The organism is Pseudoalteromonas rubra, from assembly GCF_000967655.1.
GTDB classification, from domain to species: Bacteria; Pseudomonadota; Gammaproteobacteria; order Enterobacterales; family Alteromonadaceae; genus Pseudoalteromonas; species Pseudoalteromonas rubra_A.
Map to the genome: position 1 here is coordinate 98,619 of NZ_JXYA01000016.1, position 16,998 is coordinate 115,616.

Here is a 16,998-nt window from a genome sequence, read left to right on the forward strand (position 1 = left end):
GCGTGCCGGTCATAAATATAAACTTCGCGCTCTCAATAAGGAGAATACATGAAAGCAAAACTGATAAGTCGTTTTGTGTTACTCACTTTGTTGCTCAGTACTTCATCCTCCTATGCAGATGAAGTCTATCGGCTCAGACTTTTCTTTGGCCTGTCATTGCCAGGTGGCGGTGGGGTGTCGCTAGAGCAATGGCAAGCGTTTCAAAATGATGAAATCGTGATGACGTTTGATGGTTTCAATGTTGTCGATTCGGTTGGTTACTACAAAGGCAAACCAGAGCGCTCTAAAGTGGTGACTGTGATTGTAGACGATCAGGGCGTTGAAAAGGCCAAGGTGCTGGCGTCTTTATATGCCCGTCGTTTTGGCCAGGACTCGGTAATGCTGGTAAAAGTACCGGTTGCTGAGTGGGATTTTATCGGGCCAGATTACAAGAGTACAACTAAAGAGTAGGGAATGAGCCCGGTATTAGTAGTTACTTGGGCTCATTACCTTGGAGAAGTGCAGGGATCAGGCTTGCTCTTTTTCACGCGCCTGATAATTGGGCAGCAGTTCTTCGACAATAGTCTTTGCCGGGATAGTGTAGCGAACGCCACTGAACATCACCGAGGTGTTTTCTTCAATACCGGTGATCCCGGTCAGTGTCCAGCCTTCGCCTTTTTCCGGGCACCATACTTTGGTGGTGGGTGGAATGACAATATACTCTTCGCTCATCTTAACGACTCCTGACGGCTGTTACTTAAGGCCCGATAGTTTATACTAATTTCGTGTAAAAGAGAGGGCTTTATTGAAAGCTTTTGGATGACGGAACCCGATGCAAATTAAAACCCCCAGATTGCTCTTAAGGCCGGTGAATTATCGTGATGTACCGGCGCTGGTGGCGCTGTTAAACGACCCTTTAGTAAGCCAGTACAATGATTATGGCGATAAGCTAACCCAGCCAGAAGTCAGGGCGATGTTGCAGGCTGATCTTGAGGAATTCTACGAAGGGCGAGGCGGACGCTTTGCCATAGAATACGACAAAGAGTTTATTGGTACGCTCGGGTTGTACGATTACGACACAAATACAAATTACATTCACCTTGGCATTGAGCTTGCTCCCCGGTTTTGGCGCCAAGGCTTGGCCTCTGAGGCACTCAGAGCGGCTTTGCATGCGTTGGATCAACTGGTTCCCGACCGTGAGGTTTCACTCGTATTGGGCAGGATTCAGCACAATAATTTGGCATGTCAGCGTTTGTTGAAGCACTGTGGATTCCGACAAGTCAGAGATGGTGCTGTTGCCATATTCGCATTTTGTCCGTTGAGTGAAAAGGCAGGTTACTTTGATGAGTATGCCGCCTTTGTCAGTTCGTGACTATCATCTATCGATGATAATGCTTTTTAACCTCTCGGGGTTGTTCACTGAAGTACAGCTGAAACTGTCGGCTAAAATAGCTGTGATCGGTAAATCCCACAGAAAATGCAATATCACTTATTGAATCATTGGTCTCTATTAGTAACTTTCTGGCCTGTTCTAGTCTTACCTGGGTTAGAAATTTTTTTGGGGTGGTATTCAAGTGCTTTTTAAATCGCCTCTCTAGCGCGCTGACCGATAAGTGACTGGCCTCGGCGATCTCTGTAAGTTTAAGAGGCTGGGCAAAGTTGGCTCTGATGTATTCTACTGGCGCCTTAAGTGCTTTCATTCCTGGCTGGGTACAGGTATGTGCATGGAGCTTCTTTGACATACCATAAGTACCGATGATCTCGCCTTTTGCAGAATACAAAGGGCACTTGGAGGTAACATACCATGCAATGTCGTCGGAACCATCGGCTTGATTCACTTCGAGCCTTTCTATAACTAATTGACCTTCCATCACTTTTTCATCATCAACCATATATTGGTGGGCGAGGTGAGGTGGTGCGAAAGCAAGATCGGTCTGACCAAGTATCTGGTGCAAAGAAGCCACACCAATGTGCGCAAGGAAGGCTTCATTGCCGTGTACGATTTCACCTTGCGCATTTTTAACCCAAAATAGCGTACCAGTGAGCATGTCGAGCATGGCTAGTAATTGAGAAAAGTGAACAGAGTCAAAAAACGCATCGCTCAGATTTTTATCATTGTCCATTGCCTTGCAGCCCATTCTTTTTTATTTATTTTTATGTATACAATAAAAAGCTATTTAAGTCATTAATTTAAATGAATTAAAATAAGCCTATTAATTTTTTGGATACAATGTTGCCGATTTTCTTGCATTATTGTCCGATTTTGACCTAACGCATAAGTTCACGTCCTATTTACCATTGTTGCGTTATCAGAAAAATAAGACAGCAGAATTAAGTAAATGAAAAAAATTAAGATGGGAATGGTTGGTGGTGGCCCGAACGCCTTCATTGGAGCTATACACCGTATGGCAGCGCAGCTTGATGGCCAAATAGAGCTTGTATGTGGTGTATTCAGCAGCTCGCCGCAACGCTCATATGAGTATGGAAGAACTTTGGGTTTAAAGGCTTCTCGTTGCTATCGGCACTTTAATGACTTGCTGGAGCAAGAGTCATCATTACCAAAGAGCCAAAGAATGGAACTATTAGCCATAGTGACGCCAAACCACTTGCACTTTCAAATGGCCAGCGAAGCGATTAAACATGGCTTTCATGTAATTTCGGACAAACCAGCCACAATCTCATTGGCTCAGGCACTTACACTAGCGCGTCAGTTGGCATGTTCTGATGTGTTATATGCATTGACCTATACCTATACAGGCTATCCGATGGTGAAAGAAGCCAGATATCGGGTGCATGCTGGCGAGCTAGGGACAATTCGAAAAATTATTGTCAGTTATCAGCAGGGCTGGCTGAGTGGTAAAAATGCAGAGAGTACAAAACAAGCTAGCTGGCGACTCGATCCTGAACAGGCTGGGTTGAGTTGTTGCATGGGCGATATTGGTGTTCATGCAGCTAATCTGGCTGAGTACATCAGCGGTCAGTCTATCACCCATGTATGCGCGGATCTTAATACAGCCTACGAGCACAGGGCACTGGATGATGATGGTACAGTGCTGCTCAAATTTGGTGATGAAATCAAAGGTGTGTTGCTGGCCAGTCAGGTGGCAACAGGAGAAGAGAACAATCTTTCTATCAGCGTCTATGGAGACAAAGGAAGCCTAAAGTGGCAGCAGCAAAACCCCAACAGCCTGACACTCAGATATGCTGACAGCTCGATGCGGGTTATCCGCAGTGGGGTTGCTAATGAATCATCTCTTGCTGTGGCAAACACAAGATTACCAGCAGGCCATCCTGAAGGGTATATAGAAGCCTTTGCAAATTTATATCGCAATTTTGCAGCGCAAATCCGGGCGCGGCAATTGGTTCAGCCGCCTTGTGATAAAGCGCTAGACGTTCCAGGGATCAAAGAAGGGATCCGGGGGATGATGTTCATCGATAGTGTCGTTCGGGCCAGCGGATCATCACAAAAGTGGCATGCTGTTCAGGGAGCGCAATTACATGACTGAAATTAGAGGACCAGGTATTTTTCTTGCTCAGTTTATTGGGGATGAAGCGCCTTATAACTCATTGGAAGGGCTTGCACAGTGGGCATCAAGCTTGGGATACAAAGCAATTCAACTGCCCACCCACATTGAATCTCTTTTCGATTTAGCGCGTGCGGCCCAAAGTAAAGATTACTGTGAGCATATCAAGGCATTACTGGGGCGCTACAATCTGGTAATTTCAGAGCTCTCAACACATATACAGGGGCAACTGGTTGCTATAGCACCTTGTTATGTTGAGATGTTTGCCGGGTTTTATCCAAACACCTTGAACAAGGATCCTGACTCAATTTCTTTGTGGGCGAGTGAACAGCTGATGCTCGCCGCTCAGGCCAGTAAAAACCTGGGGCTCAGTGCACATGCCACTTTTTCTGGCGCATTGCTTTGGCCTATGGTTTACCCTTGGCCTCAACGCCCTGCCGGTTTGATAGAGCAAGGGTTCGAAGCACTTGCTCAGCGTTGGCTACCGATCCTTGAGGCTTTTGATATCGCTGGGGTTGATGTTTGTTTTGAGCTGCATCCGGCGGAAGACTTACATGACGGAGCGAGTTTTGAAGCGTTTCTCAGGCAGGTCAATCATCACCCCCGAGCCAATATATTATATGACCCAAGCCATCTGCATCTGCAAAAAATGGATTATCTTGCCTTTATTGATTTGTATCACGACAGAATCAAGGCATTTCACGTCAAGGATGCGGAATATCGCGTCAATGGACGAACCGGTGTATATGGCGGATATCTTAACTGGAAAGACAGAGCGGGGCGTTTTCGCTCCCTTGGCGACGGTCAAATCGATTTTAACGCGATATTCAGCAAACTCACACAATATGGCTTCGATGGCTGGGCTGTGATGGAGTGGGAATGTTGTATAAAGGATCCCTATATAGGCGCACTGCAAGGGGCCCAGATCATTAAAGACCTGATCATTAAACCGACTGCAAAAGCATTTGACGATTTTGCTGGCAGAGCCAGTTGTGAGATGACAAACAGGCGTCTCCTTGGACTAGGGGAGCGTGAAATATGAACAGGCGAATTGAACATTGGGCCTTTATTACTGCATGTATCGCTCTGACAGTGACAGCGATGACGTTTGCTATCCGTGCAGGCATGTTGTCGCAGCTTAGTCAGGAACTTGAGTTAACGGACAGCCAGCTTGGCTGGGTCAACGCAATGGCATTTTTCGGCTTCCCTGTAGCAACAATCGTTGGAGGTGCTCTTTACAAAGTGCTGGGTGCAAGACGATTACTCATTATTGCGTTTACCGGTCATATATTAGGTTTGCTGTGCACCATATTTGCCTCAGGATTCTATAGCCTGATGTTTGCAACCTTTTTAATTGGTTTGGCGAATGGCGCTGTAGAAGCCGGTTGCAACCCAATGGTTACCCGTTTATTTCCTACCAAACAAACCACCATGTTAAACCGGTTTCATGTCTGGTTTCCGGGCGGTATCGTGTTAGGTTCGCTGGTTTCAATATCAATGACCTATTTGGGTCTTGGCTGGCAGTTTCAGTTTGCCTGCCTGCTTGTTCCAACTTTGCTATATGGCGCATTGCTTATTCGTCTGCCTGACGACCTTGTCGAAGAACAGGCACCTGATGATCCGCAGCATGGCGTATTGAAGGCTCTGCTTTCACCTCTTTTTTTGTTCATGCTGTTGTGTATGACACTTACGGCGAGTACCGAGCTGCTAACCCAACAATGGATTGAACGCATACTCCGAGAATCCGGAGCGTCTGCCATGTTCACTCTGGCGCTGATCACCGGGGTGATGGCAATCGGGCGTTATTTTTCAGGGCCAGTTATTAAGCAATTAAACCCACTGGGTGTGCTGCTAATGTCTTCTATAACGGCTTATATAGGGATCCGCTTTATGTCTGTTGCACAGGGCGCAGAGGTGTATTACGCGGCGATTATTTTCGCTTTAGGGGTCACATACTTTTGGCCCACTATGCTTGGATTTGTGGCTGAAAAGTTACCTGAAACAGGAGCAATTGGCCTGGGAGTCATGGGGGCTGCTGGTATGTTTGCTGTCAGTATTTGGAACCCGATAATCGGCCAGCTAGTTGAGCGAGGGCAGGCGATAGGTACTCACAATGCTTCTAACGCCTTAGTCGCTCTAAGTTACTTCCCACTTAGTCTGGTTGGAGCATTTGGACTGCTTTTGTTGGGCAGCTTTTATAAAGCCAGACGCCAAACTCTTAAAGGGGTGTGCCATGACAGCTGAACACATGAATCAATCCAGAAGACGATTTTTGCAGGGCGTACTCATCAGTTTAGGGGCCGGTTTAAGTAACGGGTTTATTGGTGAGAATGCTTTGGCTGCCGCGTTGAGCTATCGGGCAGTACCTGACGGTGAGCCCTATCAGACCAAGGTGTTGAGTAATGAACAGCTGATGATGCTGAAAAAAGTATGCAATACCATTATCCCGACGACTGAAACGCCTGGCGCCGGTGACATAGGCGTTCATGGTTTTATTGATCATCAGTTGTATCACTGCTACGACCTGAATGTACATTCCCGTATGCGGGCAATACTGAGCGTGATTGAAACAAGTAGCCTGCGTATATATGGGTACCCATTCACAGAGCTTGATAGCGAGCGGCAGGTTGTTCATTTAACCCGATTAGAAACCGCAGCTGAGCCTTTCTCAGAGCAGCAGCGTGCTGACTTTAAACAGCTTAAGGCACTGGTTTGCTTTGGTTACTACACGTCAGAAACCGGTGCCAGTCAGGAGCTTGTCTATCAGGCTTATCCTGGTGGATTCAAAGGTCAGATAGCCTATCGCGGGCAAGCTGGCTATGGCTCTTTGGCCTACTACTAAGGAGCTGTGATGTACATCAAAGAATCAAAACAAGAGTATGATGCCATTGTGATTGGCTCAGGGATAACGGGCGGATGGGCTGCAAAGGAATTCAGTGAAAAAGGATTTAAGACGCTGCTCGTTGAGAGGGGACGGGTGGTTGAGCATCGTAAAGATTACGTTGGCGAAGGCATACCGCCATGGGAACAGCCGCTTCGTAGCAAAGTGTCACTGGCTGAGGTAGAGCAGCAGTATCATGTTCAAAAAAATTGCTATGCGTTTAATGACAGTACCAAACACTTTTTTGGTAATGACAGAGATTTACCTTTTGAGACCACAAAGGGCACTGATTTTTGGTGGATCCGTGCCAACCAGTTGGGTGGTAAATCATTACTTTGGCATCGCTTTTCATATCGCTGGAGTGACTTTGACTTTAATGCAAATAAATTGGATGGATTTGGCAATGACTGGCCAATTCGATACCAAGACCTGGCTCACTGGTATTCCTATGTAGAGCGTCATGTGGGTATTTGCGGACAGAAAGAGTCATTACCACAACTTCCCGACAGTGAGTTTTTACCTCCGTTTGATATGACGGCGCCTGAGTTACACATAAAACAACGGCTTGAAGCTACCTTTCCTGACAGAAAGCTGATCCACGGCAGGCAGGCACATTTGACCAAACCCAGCGCACATCACCTAGCTCAGGGCCGGGGACAGTGCCAGGCGCGTAACGAATGCCAAAAAGGCTGCTCCTTCGGTGCATATTTCTCGACGCAAAGCTCAACACTTCCAGATGCAGCTAAAACCGGAAACTTGCACATAGCACCCAATAGCGTGGTGCACAGCCTGATCTACGATGGTATTAGCAATCGCGTTAAAGGTGTCCGAGTCATAGATAATGAGGACCTTTCACAACGCGAGTATTTTGGCAAAGTGGTATTTTTGTGTGCATCTACGCTGGGTTCAACACAAATATTGCTTAATTCTCGCAACAAGACTTTTCCCAACGGTCTTGCCAATCGCTCCGGTGTACTTGGCCACTACCTCATGGATCATAACTATAACGCCTGGGCCAGAGCAGAGATCCCCGGATTTGAAGACGCTTTTTATTCCGGCAGGCGGCCAGGTGGATTGTACGTACCTAACTTTTACTTCAAGCCTGATCCAAAAAGGCCATTTTTACGTGGATATGGCATGTCTGCCGGGGCTTATCGAGAGGACTGGAAGGCATTGCAACACAAGGATGGCATTGGTATCGCATTCAAACAACAGTTACAGAAGCCCGGAAAGTGGCAGTTCTGGCTGGGGGCGCAGGGAGAGATGTTACCCAGGTTTGAAAACAGTGTGCAATTGCACGCATTTAAAAAAGACAAATGGGGGATACCGCAACTTGAGATCAACTGCCGCTTCTCCGAAAACGAACGATTGATGATGCTCGATGCCGCCGAGCAGGGCCAGTTAATGTTGGAAAAGATAGGTCTGGAAAATGTCTCTTCTGGCCAGCACGACAAACCGCCCGGCTCAGGGATCCACGAACTGGGTACTGCCAGAATGGGCAGGGATCCGAAAGACTCTGTGCTCAACGGCTTTAACCAGAGTCATGATATTCCAAATTTATTTGTTACTGATGGAGCGAGCTTTTGCTCTAGCGCAGTGCAAAACCCCAGTCTGACATTTATGGCATTAACAGTCAGAGCTGTGAACTATGCGGTGAAAGAAGTCGCCGCCAGACGTATTTAAAATAATAAGGGTACTTACTATGACGTTTTTTAAACGCTTTCTCTCAACGCTGGTATGCGCTGGGTTGCTAACAGCATGTAACGGACAACCAGGCACTCGCGACGAAGACAATCAAAGGGCATTGCGGCTTGAGCGATCACAGATCCCCGCAATCAGTGTGCAGTTATGGTCGGTCAATCATACGCTGAAAAAAGACTTTAAGGGCACTTTAGAAGCAATCTCGGCAATGGGATTTGATGCGGTTGAGTTTGCTGGTGACTTTGGCCCATATCGTGAAGATCCTAAGGGATTGAAACATTATCTGGACAGCCTGGATCTGCAAGTCAGCGGGGCGCACGTCAAAATGCGTGAATTAACGGATGAAAAGTTTGAACAGACAGTGACTTTTTATCAACAGCTGGGCAGCCCTATGTTGATAGTGCCGAGTGATAAACGAGCAGAGCAGGCCGAGACCATAGAAGCATTTGTGATGGAGTTAAACAAAGTTTCAGCAAAAATGCGTGCTAAAGGTATGCGTTTTGGCTTCCACAATCATGACCGGGAGCTGGTGCCTTACAAAAACAGCACGTACTGGGATTACATTGCTGCAAATACACCTGAAGACTTTGTGCTGCAGCTGGATGTGGGTTGGGCCCAGTACGCTGGAAAAGATCCTGTGACTTATATTAATCGCTATCCGAACAGAACCATTACTACACATTTTAAAGCCAAATACCCCGCGGGAACATACAACAAGAAGCCTTTGATCGGTCGGGACATTACAGATTGGCCTGCTGTTATTTACGCTAATGTGAAAAAAGGTGGGACACAATGGCTAGTGCTGGAGCAGGAAGAATACCCGGACGGATTAACCCAGCTAGAGGCGGTTCAGGTTTCAAAAAAAGGATTAGATAACATCATTACCCAACTGACCAATTAGGTCAGCGCACAACGACATAAATTAGGCCTTTTTCATTGTTCATGCCACGAAGATGGCATAGCAGTCGGGTGCGAATTGCACCCAAAGTTACACCAAAATAACAAAGAATATTAGCCCGTACCGGCAATCAGAGGGCGGGCTGTACAAAGCACTACATATCAACAACAAGGATACAACAAGATGAAGAAACGCATTATTGCGGGGCTATGCTCGTTTAGTGCCTGTATTGCACCATTAGCAGTGCACGCAAGCGCCAAACATGCCAACACCGAGACGAGTGCAGTTGAAGCGAAACTTGTGCACAATGAGTGGCCTCAGGATCCCCTCGTACCCAGCTGTGGCGCAGATCACAACGGTCAGGACTGGGCAAAACTGCAAAAGTCTGCTGCTCGGCAACCTGTGGGGTTGATGGCTCCATTTGCACAGCCCATGATGGCAGCAACACAAAGTGCACCATTGTCGGCCGAGCTATTAAGCAACAGTGCTGCTGTAGCGGGGCGCTACTATATTCCAGTCGTGTTCCATGTATACGGTGACGCCTACAACTGCAGCGATGACAGTCAGAAGTGCCTGACCGACGAGAAAATACAGGATGCACTGACCAGGTTAAACAATGACTTTCAGGGACTGTCGGTTGACTCACCTGAGGTCTCTCCTCAGTTTCAGGCGATCCGTGAAAATTTGAATATCGAATTTGTGCTGGCGGGTAAAGACCCACAGGGCAAGCCAACTAATGGCATTGTCCGTTATAGCCACGACCAGAGGGGCTATGGTAATCATGATGATGAAACGCTGGCGAAAATACAGGCCGATGCCTGGGACAACTTCAGTTATATGAATGTGTATCTCATGCATGACTTGTATGATGATGGTAAGGAGACTAATTCTGGTGTTGCCTGGTACCCTGAGTTAGCGATGACGGAGGAAAATTCGGCACGAGTCGTTTATAACGGCCATTATGTGGGTAACAACACCAGTGAGAATTTCCGCTCAGTACTGACTCATGAGTTTGGTCATTGGCTTAACCTGATCCACACCTTCGAAACTAAGCAATGTTCGATTACCAACGAAGCGTTTTGTCATTCAACTGGCGACCGTAGCTGTGATACACCCCAGATGTCTATGCCCGGTGAAATGCAGAATAACGCGCCTAACTGCCTGGGACAGCCGACCAACACCGAAAACTTTATGCACTACTCAGACAACTACGCTATGTTCACACAAGTGCAGGTTGCACGTATGACCGCTGCGCTCCATAATCCAGCACGCAGCACACTATGGTCGAACGAGAACCTGATCAGAACGGGTCTGTCGCAGTACGTCAGTGATGCGGGTCATCCCTGGGATGGTAATTCGGGGTTAGATGTGGAACCACAGGGTGAGGTATTGGCCAGTTATCAGATCCCTCTTGCCGCCAAAGGGTCGGTGGAGACCTTTGAGATAAACCTGCCGGATACCGCACACAATATCCTGTTTTATCTTAATGGTCACAGTGAAGACCCGGATTTATATGTGTCAAAAGGTCAGATCCCGACACCACCGGCCAATGCTGATGAGCAATGGATAGCCGATCTTATCTCATTTAACAGTCCTGGAGACAGTGAAGCTGTTACGGTGGATACACCGGATGCGAACTTTCCCTATTTTGCTTCTGTTCACGCGTTTACAGCGTACAGTGACACTACGCTGAGCGTCATCCAGGGTGAGGATCCCTATCTTAATGACGGTGAGCAGCGTTATACCTTGTTTAAACTCGATGGTCTTTGGGCGAATAAGAAAAATGCATCCTGGCCAGACCGTGCCGGTAAAACCTTTGACTTCCAGTTCAGTGTACCGCAAGACGCAAGCCGTACCGTAATTGTCGTACCTGGTGGTTATCAGGGGCCCAAGATGGCTGATGGGTCGATCAAGAGAAATGGCGACTTAGATATGTACGTGGCCAAAGACAGGGCAGTATCAAAAACACAGTTTGATTGCCGACCTTTCACCTGGAAAGGGATCACGGAATACTGTGAGTTTGAGGGCGGAGGCGATTTTGAAGTGATCATCGACCCCTTTGAAACTTACACCAATGCGAGCATTCAGGTGTATTACGAAATAGCAGACACGCAAAACCAATTACCGTTCGCGAATATCAACGGCCAGACGCGTGCAGAAGCGGTAGGCCACGTACTGGCGTTTTCAAGCGCCGGGTCTAACGATCCAGATGGTGAGATAGTCTCATTCCTGTGGGATTTTGGTGATGGTACGCAAAGCACACAAGCAGAGGTTGACCATATTTATACAATGACCGGTACTTATCCGGTTAGCCTTACGGTTACCGACAATGCTGGGAATCAAAGCACAGCACATGGCAGCGCTGTGATCACTGAGCTATCTCCTGAAGATGCCCCTTTATGTGAAGACTGTGAGCGTATTTACCTGGCGGACGAGCTAAACCTGGCAGCCAGTGCAGGTGGGCAGACTTATAACTATGAGTTTGCAGTACCGGATGCGGCGTCTCTGGTAACCTTTGAGCTGGTCGAGCTTTACAATGGGGACCCGGATATTCATGTTAGTCGAAATCAGGCTGTGTCTAAATCTCAGTATGACTGTCGCCCCTGGGAGGCGCCAAATCAGACCGAATTGTGTCAGTTTGAACAAGGTGGTGTGTTTAACGTGATGATTGACCCGTTCAAGGATTATGAATCGCTGCGTTTCAAGGCGTACTATGATATCCATCGTGATGCCGACCGTTCCGCACCAAACCGTTTACCGATAGCCAACGCAGGCGGTAACCAAACCGTCAGAGCCGGGGAGCAGGTCTTACTGGATGGACGTCAGTCGAGCGATCAGGACGGCGAGCTTATTACCTATCTGTGGGATCTTGGGCATGGCACGACTCAGGTGGGTGAAACTATCAGTCATCACTTCGAACGTGCTGGCAGTTATCCCGTTAGCCTTACTGTGACCGATGATAAAGACGCGAGCAGCAGCACACAGGTGATCATTCGGGTACTTCCGATTGGCGATTTTGATGAAGATGGCAATGTTGACAGTGATGATATCAGTGCGATGCGCGCCGCCATTGCTGCAAACCTGCCACTGGACAGCTCGTTTGATATCAATGGCGATGGCGTGATTGACAATGCTGATGTCACCGAGATGACTGCTTTATGTAGCTTTGCAAATTGCTTGAACATTCCACCGCCTCCTCAGCCTCCGCTTGCACAGGCCAGTGTATTGACGAGCGACATTCAAATCGGCCAGTCCGTGGCGTTCAGTAGTGCGGGTTCGGACGATGAGTACGGTCAGATCACCGCTTTCCACTGGGACTTTGGCGATGGCACACAAAGTGACTTTGCTAACCCAAATCACAGTTACGCACAAGCAGGCGTATATCAGGCAACTTTAACGGTCACCGACAATGACAATATGACAGCCAGCGCAGTTGTCACAGTAGTCGTTGACCATCCGCCCCTGACTAACGCATGCGAGAGCTCAGATGGTTCAGCGGCGAGACGTCTGACTCCAAGTCAACCGCACTGCATCAACAGCACCCGAGGCTATTCATTTGCAGAAATGGATCGCGGTCCAAAAACAGTTGCTATTACCTTGATTAATGCGCCCGCCGATACCCGTATTTACTTTGGTGATGGTCACTGGCCCAAAGCAGATGGCAGCGATCATGACGCGGTGTCAGTGGCAGACGCTGATCAGCAGTGCCTGTTTTATGAAATCACAGACCAATCTCGTTACTGGGGCTATCTGGTGATGTCAGGTAACCCGGTCGGCGCCACCATAGTCGTTGATTATGACGTTGCAGGCTGTCGCCCACACTAATCCCTGAAGACCATAAGCCACACCCTGTGTGGCTTATTTATTGTTACACCTATCGGGCACTGTCTTGAGGGTTAACTGTGCCCGCAATATAACAACACAACTAAATGAGACAACAACATGTATAAAGTAATCAAGATGACACCTCTGGTCATCGCGCTAAGCTCAGCCCCTGGCTGGGCGCATGGTGACAGAGAAACCGCCACACCCATAAATGACTTTAACGATGCCGACGTTGCGCATATCCATGCCGGTACTGAGTATAAAGCGGACGCAATGCACAGTAACAGTCAAATCACACCGAAATCAGAACTGCCTTTTGCAAGCCGTGCCTTTATGTCTTTCAGTAATGTACTTTCGACTTCAACCAGCTGCCCCGATGAGGTATTCAGTCATCTCAGTGGTTCAGTTTTTCTGGAGGCGATAAGACGTCATGGTAAAGTCTGTATCGATACCTTATTTAACGACAGGCCTGAAACCCTGACTCTGGGGGCCTACACAGATGCTAATTTTGCAACCGTTATCAATGAACTGAATACCCGCTTGGTTAGCTACGATGGTCAGTCTGATGTTACCTATCTTAGCGATCTGTTTTACTGGCTAAAAGCTTATTCGTATTACGATTTCAGACGTTTTGTGAACCCGACGACACAGCAAGCTATGGTTAGTGCTATCAATACTCTCTACGCCAATGAGCACTTCTTTGATAAAACTGAAACCAACGCACAATTGATCCGCAGTGCGACGGGCATCATTAAAAATGCACAAATAGGTCAGTTTCTGGTGCCACTGACGCGTGGCTTGTTAGCCAGGTATGATGAATCCTACGAGCATATTAATGACTGGGGTCGCTCAGCAACCCCTTTATTCTGGCAAGTTCTGAATGACTGCGCGCGTGATTTAAGCTGTCGTTCGCAACAGCATACACACGATCTGATAGATGCAATTACGGGTTTCATTAATGACAATCTGGATTGGCTGAGTAAGTCAGCCAACGATTACCACCTGTTCAATCTGGGGTATCAACTGGTTAATTTTTATCGTGGAGAACAAGAACCTCACTTTGCCCAGTTAGAACCCAAATTACGGAATGAAATCATACGCATACTGAACAGTTACGGACCGCTCAAAACGGACCGCGAACGGACTCTTTATCTGGCTGTACTCGAATCGATCAATTATAACCGTCAGTGTGATACTTACTCAGTGTGTGACAAGCCGCAGGAAATCATTACCCAGGTACTTGGTAATCGCCTAATATGTCCGTCAGGTAACCTGTTCATCTGGGCACAGGATATGACTTCGGAGCAGCTGACATGGACCTGTAATTCGCTCAAGGTCCATGAAGATCACTTTCATCAACTATTGCGCACTGATCGGGTCCCGGTTACACCGGATGATAATGACTCGCTCAGAATGGTGATATTCAATGATAAAAAAGAGTGGGTTACATACGGTGGCGTGCTGTTCAATGTCAGTACCAGCAATGGAGGGACCTATCGAGAGGGGGATCCGTCCAAGCCGGGCGACCAGGCCACCTTTTATGCTTATGAACACGTATCTGAGCGCCCGATTTTTGATATCTGGAACCTGCGCCATGAATATGTTCATTATCTGGAAGGGCGTTATATCTCACAAGGCGACTTCAATGACAGCAATAGTGCAGGCCGTACAGTCTGGTTCGGTGAAGGGATTGCGGAATATAGCTCGCTGAAGAACTGTAACCCTTATGCTGTTGAGGAGGCCAGAAAGGGGACTTATTCACTTTCCACTATATTCAGCAACGAGTATGGAGTGGGGCAAACACGGATCTACGACTGGGGCTACCTGGCAACACGCTTTATGTACGAGCAACAAAACGCCGCGTTCTTCGATATGCTGGCGTTGTTTAAGGACGGTGATTTTGCGGGGTACCGTTCTGAACTGGTAGACAAATGGGTCGCTCAGAAGTTGTATGACGACCAGTTTTCAAACTGGCTGACACAAGTAGAGTCGACAGGGTGTGTTATTGATACTACGCGTCCTCCCTCACCAGTGGAGCCTGTGAATGTTGATGACATTCAGGGGAGTGACCAGGTTGGCATCAATGCCTGTGGGATGCAGTTAGCATCTGACAGAACACAGGCGGGTCAGGCCAGGTGTTTGTCAGGTACAGATACCCGACAACTTAAAGAGTACCCCATTTACGTGCCCGAGGGGCTACAAAACGTTTCTCTGGAGATCACGCTACGCCATGGCACGGGCAATGCGGATCTTTATTATGAGTATGGCCGTCCGGATAACGGCTGGCGTTATACCCATGAATCTACAGGGCCCGATAACGATGAAACCCTGGTTTTAGATAACATCGAAAAAGGTTGGCACTATATTGCGGTTGGCACCGAAACGGGCTATCAAGATGCCACTTTGTTAGTCAGATATATTCAGCAGCCTATTGCGGGTGAAAACGAGCTGCAAAATGGGGTCGCTGTCCCCGTCAATGTGTCTGATAGTGGTCAACTGATGTATACCATGGCAGTGCCTGCTGGCGCGACTAATGTTACCTTCAGCACCACAGGCGGAACAGGGGAGCTGGACTTGCATGTGAAGTTTGGTAGCGAGGCAAGTAAAACAGACTATGACTGTCGCCCCTGGAAAGTCGGTAACCGTGAAACCTGTCATTTTAGTACAACGAGTGGCGGCGTTTACTATATCCTGCTGAGCGCCGACCCCATGTTTAGCGGAGCTACGCTGACGGGGCGTTATGATGTTAACTAGATCAGTCAGCTAAAACTCACCATTGGCAAGAATCGCAAGTGCAGCGATTTAGTTGCTTCCCTGATGAGGGCATATGAGCGTTACCTGTATGCCCTTGTTTTGAGAACTTGTTTATCAATGCCAGTGTTATTGCGTCTGGAATCAAGGACAGATTTAAGCCAATTAATAGCATCTTTTTTGTAATGCACGAACTTGACTTCAACCTCTATACTCCAGCTGCAATTGTCAACATTTGCAAAAGCGACACACCCAAGTGACAGGGCTCAGGAAAGTTGGTGAGCGCTGTATAAAAGTCGATTGTGGCTGATTCAGCGCATTGATTTAGGGGTCAATGCCTTGCTTGAGTGTTTCCGAAGGGAGCTCACCAAAGCGGTTTTTATACGCAAGTGACATTCTGCCCAAATGGGTCAACCCAACAGACATGGAGAGGTCCAGTATTTTTGCATCAGACTTAGCCGTTAATAATGCTTTTCTTAGCCGCATGAGCCTGAGATCAAGCAAGTAACTCATTGGTGTCTTTTGAGTATGTTTCTTGAAGTTGTAGGTCAGACTTCTTGAACTGACTCTTGTTACCTGTATTAGGTCTGCCATGGTAATCTTTTTGTTTATATTTTCATGCATATAGGTATCAGCACATTTTAAAACTTTAGGTAAAGGCGGGTGATTAGAAGTGTTGATTAATGCTTGTGCGCTGTTATCTAACACCGTCAGAAGTAGTGTTTTAAGATACTGATCTGCGTCTTTGGCGTATTGAGCTCGCAAATCAGCGCTTTTTATCGTTTGCAAACTTTGTATTATTGCGCCTAATGCTGTTTTAACACACTCCACAGCAGCCCGGTTCTCAATAGAGACGGGAAAACACAACCCTTTTTCAGTTTTAAAACCCATCATCTTGCTAAGTGCTGATTCTAAATGTTCAGCACGGACCTGCAACACCAGTGCAGTTATGCCCTCAGGCAAAGTAAAGTGGGGTTTTATGCCTGGAGAAGTGATGAACACACCTTGATTTGTCACTTTTGTTATCTGTTCTTTGGACTCGATTAGAAAATAGCCTTCCATTGGAAAATCGAATTCATAGTTGTCAGGGTTTTTATAGTGCTTTACTTCGGTGGAACCCGTGATACTGATTTCAATCAGTTGAAAATCCCCAAATTGATAGACCCTGTCTAAATAATTGAATGCAGATTTTTCTGTATTCAGGTGATGAAAACCAAAATGACTTCTTAGTTGAGTAGAAGCGTCAAATGCGCTCTGCGTTGTGTACTCTTTTGGCACATATGCTTTGTTCACAAAATACTCCAGGTGTCGATATTGGGATATTGGTGTTGTTATTAGGATATAGATATTACTTCATCAAGTCTAATATTGGCGTTCTGAATTTTAGCTCCTTCAATAAGTGATCCCTCAAGCCATTTTCCTTTAGAGATCACAGTCGC

At 47.2% G+C, this 16,998-nt stretch carries 13 protein-coding genes; 10 read left to right on the plus strand and 3 right to left on the minus strand.

From position 1 onward, the window contains the following. The first annotated feature begins 48 nt into the window (after positions 1–48). Positions 49–450, plus strand: a complete 402-nt coding sequence (locus tag TW77_RS07740; protein WP_046004396.1) for a DUF3574 domain-containing protein — start codon at positions 49–51, stop codon at positions 448–450. A gap of 57 nt (positions 451–507) precedes the next feature. On the opposite strand, the gene TW77_RS07745 is transcribed toward TW77_RS07740, so the two are convergent. Beyond that, positions 508–711, minus strand: a complete 204-nt coding sequence (locus tag TW77_RS07745; RefSeq protein WP_046004397.1) for a hypothetical protein — start codon at positions 709–711, stop codon at positions 508–510. Positions 712–811: 100 nt separating this feature from the next. Between TW77_RS07745 and TW77_RS07750 the strand changes: the two genes are divergently transcribed. After that, on the plus strand, positions 812–1,351 hold the full coding sequence (locus TW77_RS07750) for a GNAT family N-acetyltransferase (RefSeq protein WP_052713095.1): 540 nt from the start codon (positions 812–814) through the stop codon (positions 1,349–1,351). Positions 1,352–1,358: 7 nt separating this feature from the next. On the opposite strand, the gene TW77_RS07755 is transcribed toward TW77_RS07750, so the two are convergent. Then, positions 1,359–2,102 (minus strand): AraC family transcriptional regulator, encoded by a 744-nt coding sequence (locus TW77_RS07755; RefSeq protein ID WP_052713096.1) that lies wholly within the window; start codon positions 2,100–2,102, stop codon positions 1,359–1,361. Between the two features lie 216 nt (positions 2,103–2,318). Between TW77_RS07755 and TW77_RS07760 the strand changes: the two genes are divergently transcribed. From TW77_RS07760 to TW77_RS07795, 8 genes are all read left to right on the plus strand, one after another. After that, positions 2,319–3,485 (plus strand): Gfo/Idh/MocA family protein, encoded by a 1,167-nt coding sequence (locus TW77_RS07760; protein WP_046004399.1) that lies wholly within the window; start codon positions 2,319–2,321, stop codon positions 3,483–3,485. Next, positions 3,478–4,545: a sugar phosphate isomerase/epimerase family protein gene (locus TW77_RS07765; protein ID WP_046004400.1), complete on the plus strand. Its 1,068-nt coding sequence runs from the start codon at positions 3,478–3,480 to the stop codon at positions 4,543–4,545. The genes TW77_RS07760 and TW77_RS07765 overlap by 8 nt, the downstream gene beginning before the upstream one ends. Beyond that, positions 4,542–5,747, plus strand: a complete 1,206-nt coding sequence (locus TW77_RS07770; protein ID WP_046004401.1) for an MFS transporter — start codon at positions 4,542–4,544, stop codon at positions 5,745–5,747. Before TW77_RS07765 ends, TW77_RS07770 begins: the two co-directional genes overlap by 4 nt. Further along, on the plus strand, positions 5,737–6,345 hold the full coding sequence (locus TW77_RS07775) for a gluconate 2-dehydrogenase subunit 3 family protein (RefSeq protein ID WP_046004402.1): 609 nt from the start codon (positions 5,737–5,739) through the stop codon (positions 6,343–6,345). Before TW77_RS07770 ends, TW77_RS07775 begins: the two co-directional genes overlap by 11 nt. Positions 6,346–6,354: 9 nt before the next feature. Continuing rightward, positions 6,355–8,067, plus strand: a complete 1,713-nt coding sequence (locus TW77_RS07780; RefSeq protein ID WP_046004403.1) for a GMC oxidoreductase — start codon at positions 6,355–6,357, stop codon at positions 8,065–8,067. A gap of 19 nt (positions 8,068–8,086) precedes the next feature. After that, positions 8,087–8,986 (plus strand): sugar phosphate isomerase/epimerase family protein, encoded by a 900-nt coding sequence (locus TW77_RS07785; RefSeq protein WP_052713097.1) that lies wholly within the window; start codon positions 8,087–8,089, stop codon positions 8,984–8,986. A 180-nt stretch (positions 8,987–9,166) separates the two neighbouring features. Beyond that, on the plus strand, positions 9,167–12,808 hold the full coding sequence (locus TW77_RS24190) for a PKD domain-containing protein (RefSeq protein ID WP_052713098.1): 3,642 nt from the start codon (positions 9,167–9,169) through the stop codon (positions 12,806–12,808). A 117-nt stretch (positions 12,809–12,925) separates the two neighbouring features. After that, positions 12,926–15,562 (plus strand): M9 family metallopeptidase, encoded by a 2,637-nt coding sequence (locus TW77_RS07795; RefSeq protein ID WP_046004404.1) that lies wholly within the window; start codon positions 12,926–12,928, stop codon positions 15,560–15,562. A 321-nt stretch (positions 15,563–15,883) separates the two neighbouring features. On the opposite strand, the gene TW77_RS07800 is transcribed toward TW77_RS07795, so the two are convergent. After that, positions 15,884–16,852: a helix-turn-helix domain-containing protein gene (locus TW77_RS07800; protein WP_046004405.1), complete on the minus strand. Its 969-nt coding sequence runs from the start codon at positions 16,850–16,852 to the stop codon at positions 15,884–15,886. Positions 16,853–16,998 lie beyond the last annotated feature (146 nt).

What these genes read in the sequence shown, in the direction of transcription:
- TW77_RS07745 (WP_046004397.1), bottom strand. Translation starts at nt 711, where the DNA reads ATGAGCGAAGAGTATATTGTCATTCCACCCACCACCAAAGTATGGTGC.
- TW77_RS07755 (WP_052713096.1), bottom strand. Translation starts at nt 2,102, where the DNA reads ATGGACAATGATAAAAATCTGAGCGATGCGTTTTTTGACTCTGTTCAC.
- TW77_RS07770 (WP_046004401.1), top strand. Translation starts at nt 4,542, where the DNA reads ATGAACAGGCGAATTGAACATTGGGCCTTTATTACTGCATGTATCGCT.
- TW77_RS07785 (WP_052713097.1), top strand. Translation starts at nt 8,087, where the DNA reads ATGACGTTTTTTAAACGCTTTCTCTCAACGCTGGTATGCGCTGGGTTG.
- TW77_RS07795 (WP_046004404.1), top strand. Translation starts at nt 12,926, where the DNA reads ATGTATAAAGTAATCAAGATGACACCTCTGGTCATCGCGCTAAGCTCA.
- TW77_RS07750 (WP_052713095.1), top strand. Translation starts at nt 812, where the DNA reads ATGCAAATTAAAACCCCCAGATTGCTCTTAAGGCCGGTGAATTATCGT.
- TW77_RS07740 (WP_046004396.1), top strand. Translation starts at nt 49, where the DNA reads ATGAAAGCAAAACTGATAAGTCGTTTTGTGTTACTCACTTTGTTGCTC.
- TW77_RS07760 (WP_046004399.1), top strand. Translation starts at nt 2,319, where the DNA reads ATGAAAAAAATTAAGATGGGAATGGTTGGTGGTGGCCCGAACGCCTTC.
- TW77_RS07775 (WP_046004402.1), top strand. Translation starts at nt 5,737, where the DNA reads ATGACAGCTGAACACATGAATCAATCCAGAAGACGATTTTTGCAGGGC.
- TW77_RS07765 (WP_046004400.1), top strand. Translation starts at nt 3,478, where the DNA reads ATGACTGAAATTAGAGGACCAGGTATTTTTCTTGCTCAGTTTATTGGG.
- TW77_RS07780 (WP_046004403.1), top strand. Translation starts at nt 6,355, where the DNA reads ATGTACATCAAAGAATCAAAACAAGAGTATGATGCCATTGTGATTGGC.
- TW77_RS24190 (WP_052713098.1), top strand. Translation starts at nt 9,167, where the DNA reads ATGAAGAAACGCATTATTGCGGGGCTATGCTCGTTTAGTGCCTGTATT.